This window comes from Lacrimispora algidixylanolytica, from assembly GCF_003609635.1.
Taxonomy (GTDB): Bacteria; Bacillota; Clostridia; order Lachnospirales; family Lachnospiraceae; genus Lacrimispora; species Lacrimispora algidixylanolytica.
Genome location: NZ_MCIA01000001.1, coordinates 103610 through 117615 on the forward strand (window position 1 = coordinate 103610; position 14006 = coordinate 117615).

12 protein-coding genes are annotated in these 14006 nt (G+C 41.1%); 1 reads left to right on the forward strand and 11 read right to left on the reverse strand.

Annotated elements, in window-relative coordinates:
* Window positions 1-3: 3 nt before the first annotated feature.
* The 11 genes from BET01_RS00450 to BET01_RS00500 all read right to left on the reverse strand — a co-directional run bounded on the left by BET01_RS00450 (window position 4) and on the right by BET01_RS00500 (window position 12356).
* Window positions 4-1590: a helix-turn-helix domain-containing protein gene (locus BET01_RS00450; protein ID WP_120194799.1), complete on the reverse strand. Its 1587-nt coding sequence runs from the start codon at window positions 1588-1590 to the stop codon at window positions 4-6.
* A complete protein-coding gene (locus BET01_RS00455; protein WP_120194800.1) occupies window positions 1565-3079 on the reverse strand; it encodes a sensor histidine kinase in 1515 nt (504 codons plus the stop codon). The genes BET01_RS00450 and BET01_RS00455 overlap by 26 nt, the downstream gene beginning before the upstream one ends.
* A complete protein-coding gene (locus BET01_RS00460; RefSeq protein WP_120194801.1) occupies window positions 3069-4109 on the reverse strand; it encodes a substrate-binding domain-containing protein in 1041 nt (346 codons plus the stop codon). Before BET01_RS00460 ends, BET01_RS00455 begins: the two co-directional genes overlap by 11 nt.
* A 358-nt stretch (window positions 4110-4467) precedes the next feature.
* A complete protein-coding gene (locus BET01_RS00465) occupies window positions 4468-5166 on the reverse strand; it encodes a DUF1963 domain-containing protein (RefSeq protein WP_120194802.1) in 699 nt (232 codons plus the stop codon).
* Between the two features lie 84 nt (window positions 5167-5250).
* On the reverse strand, window positions 5251-5700 hold the full coding sequence (locus BET01_RS00470) for a hypothetical protein (protein ID WP_120194803.1): 450 nt from the start codon (window positions 5698-5700) through the stop codon (window positions 5251-5253).
* Between the two features lie 146 nt (window positions 5701-5846).
* Entirely contained in the window at window positions 5847-6818 is a 972-nt protein-coding gene (locus BET01_RS00475; RefSeq protein WP_120194804.1) for a glycosyltransferase, read from the reverse strand.
* Between the two features lie 20 nt (window positions 6819-6838).
* On the reverse strand, window positions 6839-8443 hold the full coding sequence (locus BET01_RS00480) for a DUF2142 domain-containing protein (protein ID WP_120194805.1): 1605 nt from the start codon (window positions 8441-8443) through the stop codon (window positions 6839-6841).
* Window positions 8424-8795, reverse strand: coding sequence for a DUF2304 domain-containing protein (locus BET01_RS00485; RefSeq protein ID WP_120194806.1), 372 nt, complete (start codon window positions 8793-8795; stop codon window positions 8424-8426). The genes BET01_RS00480 and BET01_RS00485 overlap by 20 nt, the downstream gene beginning before the upstream one ends.
* A 15-nt stretch (window positions 8796-8810) precedes the next feature.
* A complete protein-coding gene (locus tag BET01_RS00490) occupies window positions 8811-9509 on the reverse strand; it encodes a glycosyltransferase family 2 protein (protein WP_120194807.1) in 699 nt (232 codons plus the stop codon).
* Window positions 9506-10753 carry a lipopolysaccharide biosynthesis protein gene (locus BET01_RS00495; protein WP_120194808.1) on the reverse strand — a complete coding sequence of 416 codons (1248 nt, stop codon included), beginning with the start codon at window positions 10751-10753 and terminating at the stop codon, window positions 9506-9508. Before BET01_RS00495 ends, BET01_RS00490 begins: the two co-directional genes overlap by 4 nt.
* 160 nt (window positions 10754-10913) lie before the next feature.
* Window positions 10914-12356 carry a lipopolysaccharide biosynthesis protein gene (locus BET01_RS00500; RefSeq protein WP_120194809.1) on the reverse strand — a complete coding sequence of 481 codons (1443 nt, stop codon included), beginning with the start codon at window positions 12354-12356 and terminating at the stop codon, window positions 10914-10916.
* A gap of 153 nt (window positions 12357-12509) precedes the next feature.
* Between BET01_RS00500 and BET01_RS00505 the strand changes: the two genes are divergently transcribed.
* Window positions 12510-13943 carry a L,D-transpeptidase family protein gene (locus tag BET01_RS00505; protein ID WP_120195310.1) on the forward strand — a complete coding sequence of 478 codons (1434 nt, stop codon included), beginning with the start codon at window positions 12510-12512 and terminating at the stop codon, window positions 13941-13943.
* Window positions 13944-14006 lie beyond the last annotated feature (63 nt).

Consider the following 14006-nt stretch of genomic DNA (forward strand, 5'->3'; position numbering starts at 1 on the left):
CCTTTACCTCTCCCTGTATTCACTTGGCGTCATCCCTTCGTATTTCTTGAAAATACGGCTGAAATAATTCGGGTCGCCATAGCCGGACATTACACACACCTCCTTGATGCTGTACTTGGGATCCTCCAAAAGATGTCTCGCATGCTTCATCCTAACTCCTGTTACGTATTCTATGAAATTCTCTCCCACCTCCTGTTTGAATAATTTACTAAAATAATAAGGACTGATATCTACCATTCTAGATACATCATCTAGCGAAATGTTCTTTGCGTAATTCTCATTGATGTATGCCTTCACTCTGGAAACTAAATTTTCATATTCTCTCTCTCTGGAAGTACTGATGCTGTCACAGATTTCTCTCGTCTTTGCCTGAAACCAGAGCCTTAGATTTTCCGTATCCGACGCTTCTCTTAATTCGCTTAAATAGTTTTCCCGGTAACGGAAGCCGTACCTGAGATTACCGCCTTCAAAAGCCATTTTTTCAAGCCTCATAATAAGCTCTAAGATCTTAACCTCAATGTTGGATCGGTGGTTGTTGTTATGTACCAGCATCCAGTCAAAAAACTCATTGGCACAGGATAGAGCCCCTTCTCTGTCCCCCTTTGCCCCTCGTTGCAGATACATATGTTCCAGCTCCAGAGGATACTCTCCATCATAATCTGCCACTGCCGGAATATCAGTAATGTGGACCACGTGGCTGTCGTTTTCTCTCAAGGACTTTAAAGCTTCCTTATAGGAATCCCGGATTCCTGACAAAGGTTTAACGGAACCAATTCCGCCTCTGCATTTGATATCAGCGCTATTTTCCAGCTTATGAATCATGTTCCTGGTTCTGGTGATGATCTCCACTCGCTCCTCATAACGCATCTTTTCTTCTTCAAAGGATAAAAATAACACCAGCCGGTTCCCCATAACAGGCCCTATAACGCAATCAAAGTAATCCTTAACAATTTCCCGGATCATGGCATAATACTTGCTGACACGAACGCCCACCCCGATGGCGTTTGTCATGGTTCCGCTTTCTATACTGTCTCCGAATTCCAAAGCCATCATAAAGCCGTAAGGCTTTTGGATATCCAGCATTTCTACATATCCATTCTTTAAAACATCAGAATCTTCCTGGAGTACATTGTAAATGAAACCGCTCTCAATCATGGGAATTACGATTTCAAGCTTTTCCCGGATCTTAAGATCATCACTTAACTTCTGCCTTGCCTCTTCTACCTGATGCATGGCCTTAACGCAGGTATCTAAAATCTTCTTTTTGTTCACCGGCTTCATAATAAATTCCATAACCCCCAGATTTACCGCTTCCTGGGCATAGGAAAATTTATCAAAGGCTGTCATAATAATAAAGACAATGGAAGGGTTGAATTTCCTCACTTCTTTAATCGCCTGTATCCCGCTTAACCCTGGCATCTGGATATCTACAAAAGCAATGTCTGGCCGAAAGGAGCCTGCCTGCTCAATTACCGCTCTTCCAGTCTTGACGCAGACGATCTCACAATCGCTTCCGAAACTTGACTGTATGATGTTTTTTATGGCTTCTAGCATGATTCCTTCGTCATCCGCTACCAATATCCGAAACATATGAACCCCCTCCTCTTTTGGGAATCCTAAGGACTATGGTGGTGCCCTTGTCTTCTCCCTCACTAAAGATGTGGAAAATGTCATCATAGTTGTAATATAGCCTTAACCTGGAAACGACATTATAAATACCGATTCCAGTGGATTCTTTTCTTTCGCCAGATGGTTTTCCGGCCCGTACTCTTTTTAATGTTTCTTCGTCCATTCCTTTTCCATTGTCTTCAATGCGAATCTCAATCTCATCATCTCTGTCTTTTACGGAGAGATGGATTTTCCCTGGCCATTCGATGTTTCGTATGCCATGAGTCACCGCATTCTCCACCAAAGGCTGCAAAGACATGCTTGGAATGGAACGATCTAACACGCCTTCTTCTATACAAGAGCTGTAGTGAATGTCTCCGGCAAAACGTACATTTAAGATATAGATATAGTTTTCTACTGTCTCGACTTCTTCGGAAATGGTGGCATCTTCAGAACCTTTTTTTACATTATAGCGGAAAAAGTCCGCCATTTTTTCCATGAATACTGAGGTTTTTTCTGCATCCTCCATCATCGCCAGTTGAACTCCGGCATTTAAGGAATTAAAAAGGAAATGAGGATTAATCTGAGACTGGAGATATTTCAGTTGGGCTTCTTTTAAATGGTTTTCCATCAATAGCTCCCGTTCCTTCATCTCCTGTTCCTTTTCTGCACTCTCCTTGATTTTCTGGACATATTCATCCAAGCTTTCCACCATCTGGTTAAAGGTTCCGGTTACGATTCCAAGCTCATCTCCTGCCTGGACAGGGGGTACCTTAACGTTAAAATTTCCCTGACCAACCAGCTTTGCCGTGTGAGCCAGGTTGATCAGAGGCGTTACCATATCCCTTGTGATCATCATCATTACTGTGATACTAATTATCATAACGATGATAAGAATAATGGAGCTTATGACCTCTAAATACTGAAGAGCCGCCTGCAAGGTCTGGTAACTGGCTGAATTATTCTTAAACTGAAGGCTGTTTAAAACAGAAACATCATTGTTAATGAAACGGTATTGCTTTAAGGCCGCTTCGTAAGAAGCCTTGTATTTCTCCACATTTTGGCCTCGCTTTGCCTGTACGGTTTCATCGGTGATGGCTAAATAGCTGTCTGACATGTTTCTGATATTCTTTTCCAGTATCTGAATCTTGTTATCTGTGACGGAAACGTTGAGTCCCTCTAACAGCTTTCTATAGTCTTGCTCCGCTCGGTAATAGTTTTTCAGGGATTCGGAATCCTTTACCTGAAGGTATCGGTACATATAATTTTGCACCTCAGATAAGCTGTCTGAAAGCTCATTTAGATTTACATTGCTCATGTAAACGGAATTCATCCGCTCCACCATCTGGTTGATCTGGGTATAGATAAACAGATTGCTGGCAAAGAGAACCACTGCCGTTGTGGCTATCTCTAAAAACAACTTTCGGGTGATCGGAAGATTCTCCCACAAATATATCAATTTATTTTTCATGGCTGCTCCACTGATTGTTTACGAAACCCAGGGCATTTTCCTTCGTTACAAACTCTAAGTCCACACTGTTAAATGAGTTGGTCCTTCCATCGCGTATGGACTCTGTAAGGGCTTGTACACTGTATTTCCCCATCTGTCTGGTGTCTATGTAAAGTGACATAGCCATTGTTCCCTTTAAGACTGCATCAAGAGTTGCTTTTGATTTATAATAACCAATTACCTGGGTTCTTCCTACACAGTTGTAATCAATGACTGCCTGATACACTGCTTCTGTATCCACCTCATCCATACAGATAATGATATCCGGAGGACCGAGATCATTCTGGAATAGGTTTCGTACGATTTCCTCGGATTCAAAGGCTCGTCCAGAGGGTACCTTTATCTCCTCCACTTCAATGCGGTTTGAGGTTTCACTGGAAGTTACCATGCGGTTATTGATCTGGTTGAATATCTGGGACTGACTGCTGTCTGAGGAATTATCGTGAAGGAACATTAAGACTCTTACCTTCTTTGTTTCCTTGGGAAGAATTTTTAATATCTGGTTTCCATACTCCTGTCCAAGCTGATAGGAATTGATTCCAACGTAACTTTTCCTTCCAGATGTAGGGGCATCGTTTAATATGGTTACTACGGGGATTCCCTTGGCTGTTGCTTCATTGATCCGCTCCTCGAGACGGGTTTCCCCGGTAAATTCAAGTAAAATTCCATCTACCTTAGCAGCAATACTCATATCCATAAAATCCACTGTAGTATATTCAGAGGACTGATCTTTTCCTTTTAGTTCCACATAGGCATCGTGAAGTGCAGCTTCCTCCCGCACGCTTTCGTACACATCATTCCAGAACTGAGAGTCCATATTATCAATGATCATGACGTAATGATATTTATAAACAGAATTCTTTTCTGAATGCTCAAGCCCTGTTTTCTTTAGAACATATCCGTAAAAGGACGATGTCAGGCCTGTAAGAAACACAATTACAAGCAATCCGGCTAATACTAACAGAAGCAGGCTTTTTTTTCTATTATCCATGGTTATCCTCTTGTCTCAATTTATGCTGATATTATTATACTAAATGGAACAGAAAAACAAAAGCAGGAGAATCTTGCGGAGGGGTAGCATTTTTTTGTTATGACTGTGATGATATATAACATATATAACTTAGCAATGAAATAATGTTATCAGTTCTGTGATGACGGAAACATATTATTTCTTCTCTATTTAACTGTTATCTAATCTTTTTATAATTACATATTTTATTTCATCTAATAAAGCCTCTATATAAAGAAAAAAGCACGGTTATACCGTACTTTAAAATAGTTTTATCTATAAATAGTTTGAGAATATGATGGGGTGTTTATTAACCCGCGTTTGTTCATGTCATAAGGCATTAATAGAAATCGCAATATACTTTCCAATCAGATTTTTGAGAATTATAGGAGAAATAGAATTTCCCACTATCTACAATTTGAAACAAGGCTTTTGCATCTGACGAGATTTGCATAACAAATTCATATCCATTACCAAAGCTATAACCAGATTGACAAAAGGCAGGATAACCACCAACCTTGTGCTGGGCATATATATTTTCACATATATCATCAAAATAATCGATTCCTTCTGTTGTCTCTAATTGAAGTATGATATCTTCAATTTCTTCTGGAATACCTCCACCATCCCAACAGGGATAATCGTTTTCTACCATTTGAGGTATTAGTGGAAAGGGCTTTATCATATCCGTTTGGTACTTACACGGAACTAATTGTTCTAAGGAATGATAGGTTCGAATGCAAAACCAAGGGCTTAAATCATCCGATATAAGGTTATCCCAAATATCTTTTGACATAAATATTGTAACGAGCTCAATACCAGACAATTCTAATGGTAGAAACGGCAAGTCCTTCAAAAATATTGTTGCGATAGGTATCATGTTATTTTCACTTTTATCTTTAGGAATGCTCTCACCTTCCTGCTGCCAGCGAACACTTCCAATCCAACTTTCTAGTAATTCTCCCGTTGGCCTTTTGCCTCCTGTTTCAAAAACAATGGCCTTTTTTGTAAGCTTTTCCTTTATTTCTTTTACTGTCATATCTGGCACACCTCTTACGTCTTGAATGAAAAATATGTATATCTTATTTCCTTGATAAAAACTGCTTATAAATTTAACGGGAAGTCACTGTAACTCATCAACTTGGAGGTTTTGGTCTATTTGATTACCCGATACTGAATCTGCAGTAGTCGTCCACACAGCAAACATTGCTCCCATAATTATAAAAATAATCCAATACAGTGAAACAAAAGGCCTCATTCCAACACTAATATATCCTAAGAGTTGTAAAACAAGAAAAACAATATAAGCAAATACAAAAATAATATTTATAAATCTAAAGAACCTTTTTATCATCTTGGAAATTTTAATGTTAGATAATTTAATAAAGATAGTCACAATGCAAGCAGATATTAAAAAGTAGAAAAGAGGAATTACCATAAAACTATATATCGTATCTAGTAAAATATTTATATTACGGAAATAGATTACTGATTCATAATATCGCATAACCAACAAACAGCATACAGAACCTAATGCAAATAGTGCTTCACTATTAATTCCATGATTTTTCATTATTTCATCATCTCCTATTAGTAGTCTAAAACTATATACGATTAGCTAATTATAATTGTTTTTAAGAATTTTCTCAACTCAATAATCAAAAAAAAGCAGCCCGGCTCAAGAACTTTCATTCTAAACCAGACTGCCTTTTTTATTTCTTACTTGTCAAATCCTGGTTCCTTCATCCAATAAGACTGATTCATCGTAAATCTTAAAATCAGCCACTTTGGCAAAGACCGATACCTCTTTCCCAAGAGATACCCCATGTATTTAAATCCACTTTTTATAATAACCCCTGGAATCAACCATATCTTTTTCTGACTCACCAGCCAAGCGATGGTTTTTTTCACAAGACGAATTCCTTCGCTTTCCGAACGAATCCCCTCAAATACCTCCGGGTGATCCGCCTGAGATACGGCTAAATCAAAGTTTCGTCGAAACTGTTCCATGCATCCGTAGTTATGGGAATGGTACACCCTAGCATCTGCCGCATAAGCAACTGCCTGGCCCTGATACCTGATTGCATTTCCCGCATAAATCATGTCTTCATTAAAGATGGTCCGTTTCGTAAACCCACCAGCCTGCAAATAAGCTTCCCTGTCATAAGCACAGCAGACATTGGAAGCGAAAAATGTCTTGATTCCAAGTTGGGACAAGTCTTCCTTCGTCTTTACCATACTGTGTTCCGAGTAATTAAAAGACCGAGTGTACTGCTCTGCAAATCCACAATCTCCGTTGGGAAGCTGTCTTGCGTAAGCCATAACTACCTTTTTACCATTCTTACCTGTCTGGTCAAGTGCCTTTACTAAAGCTCCAATCAGATTTTTATCTGCCGGAACTGCGTCATCGGTCATAAAAACCATAATGTCAGCTTCTGAATAACCAGCACCCTGATTCCTAGTACCACCATGGTCAAATTCTTCCTTTGTCACATGGTGAACCTCAAGGTTTTCAATATGGTCGTATGCGTGGTCCTTCCAATAAGACTTTTCCGTATTCATTGCAATGATGCGGCGAATGGGATAGGTCTGTTTTGCAAGCCGCTCCAGAAGGTGTTTTAAGGTGTCATCCGGCTTGTATACCGGAATGATTACGTCCACCGTTTTTTTCTCTGTTCGTATTTCTTCCATTCCTATTTCCTACCTTCCTGTCAATAGTTCAGACATGCCGTGGAACATATGCGTATTAAGGCATAAATGCTGACAAAGCATTGTAAAAACCAGGCACTTTTTCGTAAATCCACCTTCAGAACCAACCGTTTGTCAAATATGGGTAACAGCACCAAAGGCAATAGTGGGATAAAGTAACGTCCCTGTATACCAACAATATAATCCATTTCCCTTGGGGTATATCCAAGCAGCATGGAAGCCAAAACAAGACAGGCACTTAGAAATACCAGTAGTAGAGTAAACCACTTCTGCCAACTCTTAAACGGAACGACCTCTCCTTCTCTACGAACCACACTGACAAAAAGCCCGTAACACAAAAGGAGGAGACAAAATGGGGGAACGGTTAGATTCGGATCCAGATTTCCTAAAAAACCGCCAAGCATTGTGATCAGATAATAATCAAGCTGAGTCACAAAGGTTTTATAATACACCATCACAATATCATAAGGGCGGCTTAATACATCGGATAAGGTATAGCCTGCTGCCTCACTCCAGCCCACGTAGCTTTCTGTTCGAGTAGACCAAATAGAAAGAACCAGTTTGTTTACTAAGAATACGGCTAACAGCATACCACCTAAAACACAGGCAAAGGAAATCCAGTATTGCTTCTTTGACTGAAATTTCGCAGACGGTATAAAAAGGCAGATACCAGCCAAAGGCAGATACACGATCTTACCAGGCTCTAAAAGAATCAAAAGCAGAGCCAGTATAACAATATCTTTTATGGTGATCTTATCTTTTTCAAACGCCAGGTAAAAGCACCAGGCTAAAAACATCATAGAAAGGCCGATAAAGCTACTATCGTAAGAATAAGAAGCTGCCAGGTGAAGGGTCATAGGCAAGGCAGATACCGCCATAATCACTTCTTTTTTAAATGGCATGATTCTATATGCCAGATAAGACATTGCGGTGAATGCAAGAAGATTAAAGAGCCGTCCAAGCATAACCATAGGAACATACCCCATATGAAACACTCTGGCCAGAGCAATCCCAATGGCCTGGGGCAGATATACCACAGGGAATGTATTGACCGGAATTTCACTACGAACCGTAAGTCCCTGACTGCTGTCCTTTGAAAAGAACTGGGTAAAAACTTTGTTATAGGCAAACTGTCCTGGTTCTGATTCAAACCCATTGACATCGTCCTGACTACGAACCAGCACATTGGCTCCGTGATTAATTCGTTCCTTCTCTTCTTTCGTCGCATTCTCCAAAAAATCCTGATCCGCTACTGCAGGTTTTCCTATGATTGTACTAGAAAGACGGTAAGCGCTAACAAAATGAACCGCTTCATCCGGTGCCGTAAAGGGAGGGAGTGCCACTAAGTAAAACACTCCTAATATGATTAAAACCACTGGATACGTCCAGCCATAAAGTTTTTTACTTATCCACAAAACACAGCCCAGACAGAGAAGAAATCCACAACCTGCCAAGATAAGCCACCAGTAAAACCGCCGTACCGACTCAAATTCCGGAGATGGTATGCCGATAATCATCTTATGATAAGGAAGAAGAAAAAGAAAGGCCAGAACCAGGATACTTCCTGCTGTCAGTGCCAGGCCCTTTTTATTCCCGGTTAGATTCATAATTCAACTCCTCCTTTTCCTTATCTTCTTCCTTATCCAGGGCAAAGGTCTGAATCAGCTCAGTCACTCTCCGTTCCAACTGAGAGATCTTGACTGACTGGAAAAATACCTTAAGCAATAAAATAAAGATCATGAAGGTAAAGATGAAATTTGCTGTGGAATAGGTCCCAACCATACCGGAAATGAAATCCGCCAACTTAGGAAATAGACTAAATAACACAAGCAAAAGGGCAAACATCACCCAGAAAATAGAATCCTCTATCTTCATTTTAGAATGGCGTATCCTTCTGAGCAGATATAATGTCAACAAAATAGAAACGCATACGAGTACGCATCGAAGCAAAAATGTCATAAGTGACTCCCCCTTTTATCTTCTGGACCGGATGCGGAAACTTTGAACCAGCAATATAGAAAAAAGCATTTTTCCCATATATGTAGCCGCATTTAGTGGATTTAAATAGCTCTCACCAAGAATCCTCTCATCCATAACCACAGGGATTTCTGCCACATTGGCACCGTGACGGATTAAATAGGAAATGGTATCCGGCTCCGGTCCGTAGTTTAAACCGTCTGCAAATTCCTTGATCATCTTGTGACTGAACATTCGCATTCCGGAAGTTGGGTCATTGACCATAACTCCAGTGGTGAACCAAATGGCGCCACTTAAGAGGCGGCTTCCAAACATACGAATGGAGTGAGGTTTCTTATCTGTAACAAATCGAGACCCAATCACAATATCGTATCCCTCATCCATTTTTTCCTTCATGGGTAAGATGTACTCCGCACGATGCTGTCCATCTCCATCAAATTGTATGGCATATCGATAACCACGGCGATGGGCATACTTAAGACCCGTCTGGAACGCTCCCGCTAGTCCCAAGTTTACAGGAAGATCGATGATTCTCCATTTATGCTTCCTACAGATCTCTGCGGTATTGTCTGTGGAACCGTCATTGATAATCACGTAATCAAACATAGGATAGTTTTCAATAACGCCTCCTACGACGCGCTCGATATTCAAAGCTTCATTATAAGCAGGTATCACTACCAAAACCTTATCCGTCATTTTATTAACCCTTTCTTTTCCTTTATCAGTACGTAAGCTGCCTGTCCCATAAAACAGAACGTAAGTAACAGCATGGCAAATAGATAGGAGAACGCGCCCCCATTAATTCCTCCCACTTTTACTAAGGAAAAGGAAAGGAAGTAGGATAAAATACAGACCGGAATATAGCCAAAAAAGATTCTCTTTTGTTGCTTCATAATCACCAAAACGTAATAAAACAAATTCATGACTGCAAATAAACCGCCACCGAATACAATGGCAAGAAGGCCTGATAGATATGGCTTTAGATCTACATTGTAGATTGCCCCAAGTACTGGCACTCCAATGGCCCAGGCACCTGCTAAAGCGATAACCGTAAGGATAAGAATGACTCCAGAGAGCTTTCTTATTTCCATTACAAGTCCTGATAAGTTTTTATCTTCCCAAAGATAAGACATCTTCGTAAGGAATGGTCGAATGACGAAATTCGCCGCCAGATTAATCACTGAGGTCGGCATAAAAATAGCCACGAAAATGGCATTATCCGTGGAGGTCATCTGTGCATCAACGGCATACTTTGCCATAGCAAAAATAAGCCCGTCCAGGAACACGGAAAGGAAGAGCAGACCTCCATCCTTTAGTATGTCCCATTCTTTTCCCTTTCTCTTCTGAACACGGATAGTCGGCATATTTCTTGACATGCCTTTATCAAAAAATAAAATTCCTGCTCCCTGTGATACCACTGCTACTACACTGGAAAACACCAGACTTTTTGTGATGACTAAGGAAGTCAGAAAGCAGAACACAGAAAGGATGGTACGAAAAGCCATGGCCTGCCCCGTAAGATAGAGCCGTCCATTTCTTTGAAATTCTGATTCATATACATCTGCAAAACCGTCTAATACTTTATAAAGCACCATTAGAAATACAACAAGACACTTTTCAAGGGTATAATCGGGTGCGGAAACAGCCCGCTTCCATGCGATATACCCAATTCCCATAATGATTGCTGCCACGCAGGTCAGATACCTGGCTCTGCGGTACTCACCAAAGGTATAATTCCCCGATACATCAGTGCTCTGAATTGGCCTCAAACCAAAATAGGCCACCAGAAACATCTGCTGCCCAAAGGTGCTAAAGGCAAAACCAAAGATTCCTCCCTGGTTTGTACCTACTATGTGATTGACTAGGGCTGTAAGGAGCATACTGGAGCCAGCATAAATCAAACTTCCAATCATATTCCAGGCCACATTTTTTCGTTCCATTATTTCCTCTATCTCCAATGCTTTCAGGGATACAGGGATACCCGTAGGGTGTTTCCTCTATCTCCAATACTATTTAGGGATACCCGTAGGGTGTTTCCCTTATAAGTGCTCCTTTATTTTACAATATCAGACTTTAAATGTAAACCGTAACCCCATATTCCTATTTTTTTCCGATTCCTGCCGTATTTAAAAGATACACAAACGCCTCCAGTCGAAACAGCCAGGAAAGACCTGCATAAACCAGAATCCCTACCAGTATCTGAACAATCAAAGTTAGAAACGTTCCTTCTATTATATACTGTACCCCATACACCGCAATCCCCATTGCAGCTGAGATTAGAAGGGATGGAGTTACATCCTTCCATTGCTCGTAAAAGCTGTAATTTAAAAGCTTCTTGTTGGGGTGCGCATTGATAAAGGTACAAATAAAATCCGTCACCGCCCGAAGAGCTACCATGGTGTAAATTCCAAAGGGGATACTAATAATTAAAGCGGTCACACTGACTGCCTTTTTAATGATTTCCAGCTTTAAAAATATTTCGCTTCTGCCTAAGGCATTAATCGCCTGTAAGTTCGCCACATGAAGAGGCCAGGTGGCGTAAGCAATGCAAAGCAGCCGCAACATAGGGACACAAGGAAGATACCGGTCTGTTAAAAGCAGCTTTACCATAGGCTCTGCCACAGCCATTAACCCAGCCATCATAGGAAATACAAGATAGGAACTGGTGACAATGGATCTGCGGACCATATTCTTCACCTTCTCCCTGTCATCTTGGCAGGCAGAAAAGGCAGGCAACATTACAGATTGAATGGCAGCCCCTAAGTTATTGGCAATCAAAGCTGGAAACTGGTTTCCCCTTGAGTATTGCCCCATCATAGCAGGATTATATATCTTTCCGATTACAAGTCCATAAACATTGGTAAATATGGTATCAATGAGACCAGAACAAAGAATCTTCCAGCCATAAGAAAACAGCTCCCTTGCCTTTTGAACGGAAAACAAAAGTCTGGGACGCCATGATACTAGAACAGAAAGAGATACCATTAAAAAGAAACTGTAAAAAAACTGCTGCATAGCAAGTGCCCATACCCCGTAACCCCGAAAAGCCATACCGACTCCAATTACGCCGGAGCCAAGGGCAGCCGAAATACTGGCGATGCAAAGTTTTCTAAATTCCATGGTTCTTGCAATGGCAGCAGACTGCACCGAGGTCACTGCACCGAAAAACAAGGTGACTGAAAGAGTGCGCAGGACCGGACGAAATAATGGTTGTCCATAAAATGTGGCAATGGCAGGTGCCGCAAAAAACAGTATCAAAAACAAAGCCAAGGCTATTCCAAAACTAATATAGAATGCAGAGGAATAATCCTCCTCATCTACCTTCTGTTTCTGGATTAGAGAGGTGTTGAAACCGCTTTGAACAAATACGTTTCCAATGGTGATAAATATCATAATGAGCATGACTTCCCCGGATTCTGCCGGTGTCAAAAGCCTGGCCAGCAGTATAGAAACAAGGAACTGGATGCCCTGTGTTCCCCCGTTTTCCATCACTTTCCAGAACAAACCGGAAAGGACTTTATTCTTTAAATTCTCCTCATACATACTGGTTTTTCTCCTCGTTTTACCAATTAACAATTCCGCCTTATTGTACTATATAAGGCATTAATTGTAAATCGTCTCTAGTATTTTGACCCTAATCATGTTAAACTATTTAAGATTATACTTAATTTTCTAGAATTTAGGAGGTTTTTCATGATACGAAAACTGACATACGGTCTGGCAGCATTCTGCCTAACGGCTGTTCTAGTTTCGGGACATACTACTTATGCCTGGGCAGACGAAGAACGTGGACCCGGATTAAGAAATGGTGTCCCAATAAGTCAGAATGACCGTCAGACTGAGACCAAAGATCAAGGCAGTAAAGTGACAGAAGAAGCAGAAACCGCTTTGGCAAATGCCGGTATCGGTATCGGAGCAGAAGCAGAAGGAAACGGTGAAGATGGTGTAGAGAACGAAGCTGCTAAAGCCGCTCAGGAAGCCTTAAAGGCTAATTTCCCTCGACTTCAGTCCACCGTTATGACAGGTGACAGCAACTGGTCACAGCCTTTTGTAAACGACGCGTGGATTACAAACAATGGGGAAGGCTTCCATGGAATGTCTACATTTCTCACCAATATCGTGGGCAATGTACTTTACCGGACTTATACCTCAAGTACAGGCTGGTCACCATGGGTTTTAAATGGACAACAGACCACCAACTATCCTAACGATGTAAATATTGAAGCAGTACAGATGCGTTTCTCCGGTTATGTGAACAACCAGTTTGATGTTTATTATACGGCTAAGTTAGACGATGGATCCACAATGGGCTGGGCAAAGAACGGCACCACCACTGGAACCATGGGTACAGGCCACTACATTACAGGCTTTCGAATGGCCTTTTATACTAAGAATTCTGCATTCCCATATTCCACAGAAAAGCCACTGATCTCCGCCGTACCGGATGGAATTACCCAAGTAGAGGGTGGTCTTCGTTATACGAATGGTGACGGGTCCGCATTTACCGGCTGGGCATGGTCAGGCAACGAGAGATATTATTTCGTTGATTCCAATCCAGTTACTGGTTGGCAATACATAGACGGTTTTAAATACTATTTTGATGAGACTGGCAGAATGTTAACGGATTTAGAGCCAGTCATGGGGGCGAAAGGACCATTTTTGATCAGCATCAATAAGCAGATGAACACCATGACTGTTTTTGCTAAGGATGGAAATAATGGATTTATCATTCCAGTAAAATCGTTCCTCACATCAACAGGACCGGACACTCCACTTGGAACATATCAAACTCCAGAAAAATACCGCTGGAGAGATATGAATCACGGAATTTATACCCAGTATGCAACCCGCATCTGGAAAGGATTCCTGATCCATTCCATTCTCTACAGTCGCCCCAATGGCATGACACTTGACTCCAGTACCTATAATTATTTAAGCATTGCTGAGTCAGCAGGATGCATACGTCTTTTATCCGGAGATGCAAAATGGGTGTATGATCATTGCGCACTAGGTACCACGGTTACCATTTACAATTCTGTGATTCCAGGACCTTATGAGCGCCCGGCAATCGAGCAGATCATACCAGATTCTCAGAACTGGGATCCTACTGATCCTAATATCGCACACTAATACATAGTTGATTTTATAGAAACAAGGGCAGAAGCTTATGACTAAGCTTCTGCCCTTGTTTTT

Coding starts and splice junctions, on each gene's coding strand:
- BET01_RS00450 (WP_120194799.1), bottom strand. CDS start 1,590: ATGTTTCGGATATTGGTAGCGGATGACGAAGGAATCATGCTAGAAGCC.
- BET01_RS00455 (WP_120194800.1), bottom strand. CDS start 3,079: ATGAAAAATAAATTGATATATTTGTGGGAGAATCTTCCGATCACCCGA.
- BET01_RS00460 (WP_120194801.1), bottom strand. CDS start 4,109: ATGGATAATAGAAAAAAAAGCCTGCTTCTGTTAGTATTAGCCGGATTG.
- BET01_RS00465 (WP_120194802.1), bottom strand. CDS start 5,166: ATGACAGTAAAAGAAATAAAGGAAAAGCTTACAAAAAAGGCCATTGTT.
- BET01_RS00470 (WP_120194803.1), bottom strand. CDS start 5,700: ATGAAAAATCATGGAATTAATAGTGAAGCACTATTTGCATTAGGTTCT.
- BET01_RS00475 (WP_120194804.1), bottom strand. CDS start 6,818: ATGGAAGAAATACGAACAGAGAAAAAAACGGTGGACGTAATCATTCCG.
- BET01_RS00480 (WP_120194805.1), bottom strand. CDS start 8,443: ATGAATCTAACCGGGAATAAAAAGGGCCTGGCACTGACAGCAGGAAGT.
- BET01_RS00485 (WP_120194806.1), bottom strand. CDS start 8,795: ATGACATTTTTGCTTCGATGCGTACTCGTATGCGTTTCTATTTTGTTG.
- BET01_RS00490 (WP_120194807.1), bottom strand. CDS start 9,509: ATGACGGATAAGGTTTTGGTAGTGATACCTGCTTATAATGAAGCTTTG.
- BET01_RS00495 (WP_120194808.1), bottom strand. CDS start 10,753: ATGGAACGAAAAAATGTGGCCTGGAATATGATTGGAAGTTTGATTTAT.
- BET01_RS00500 (WP_120194809.1), bottom strand. CDS start 12,356: ATGTATGAGGAGAATTTAAAGAATAAAGTCCTTTCCGGTTTGTTCTGG.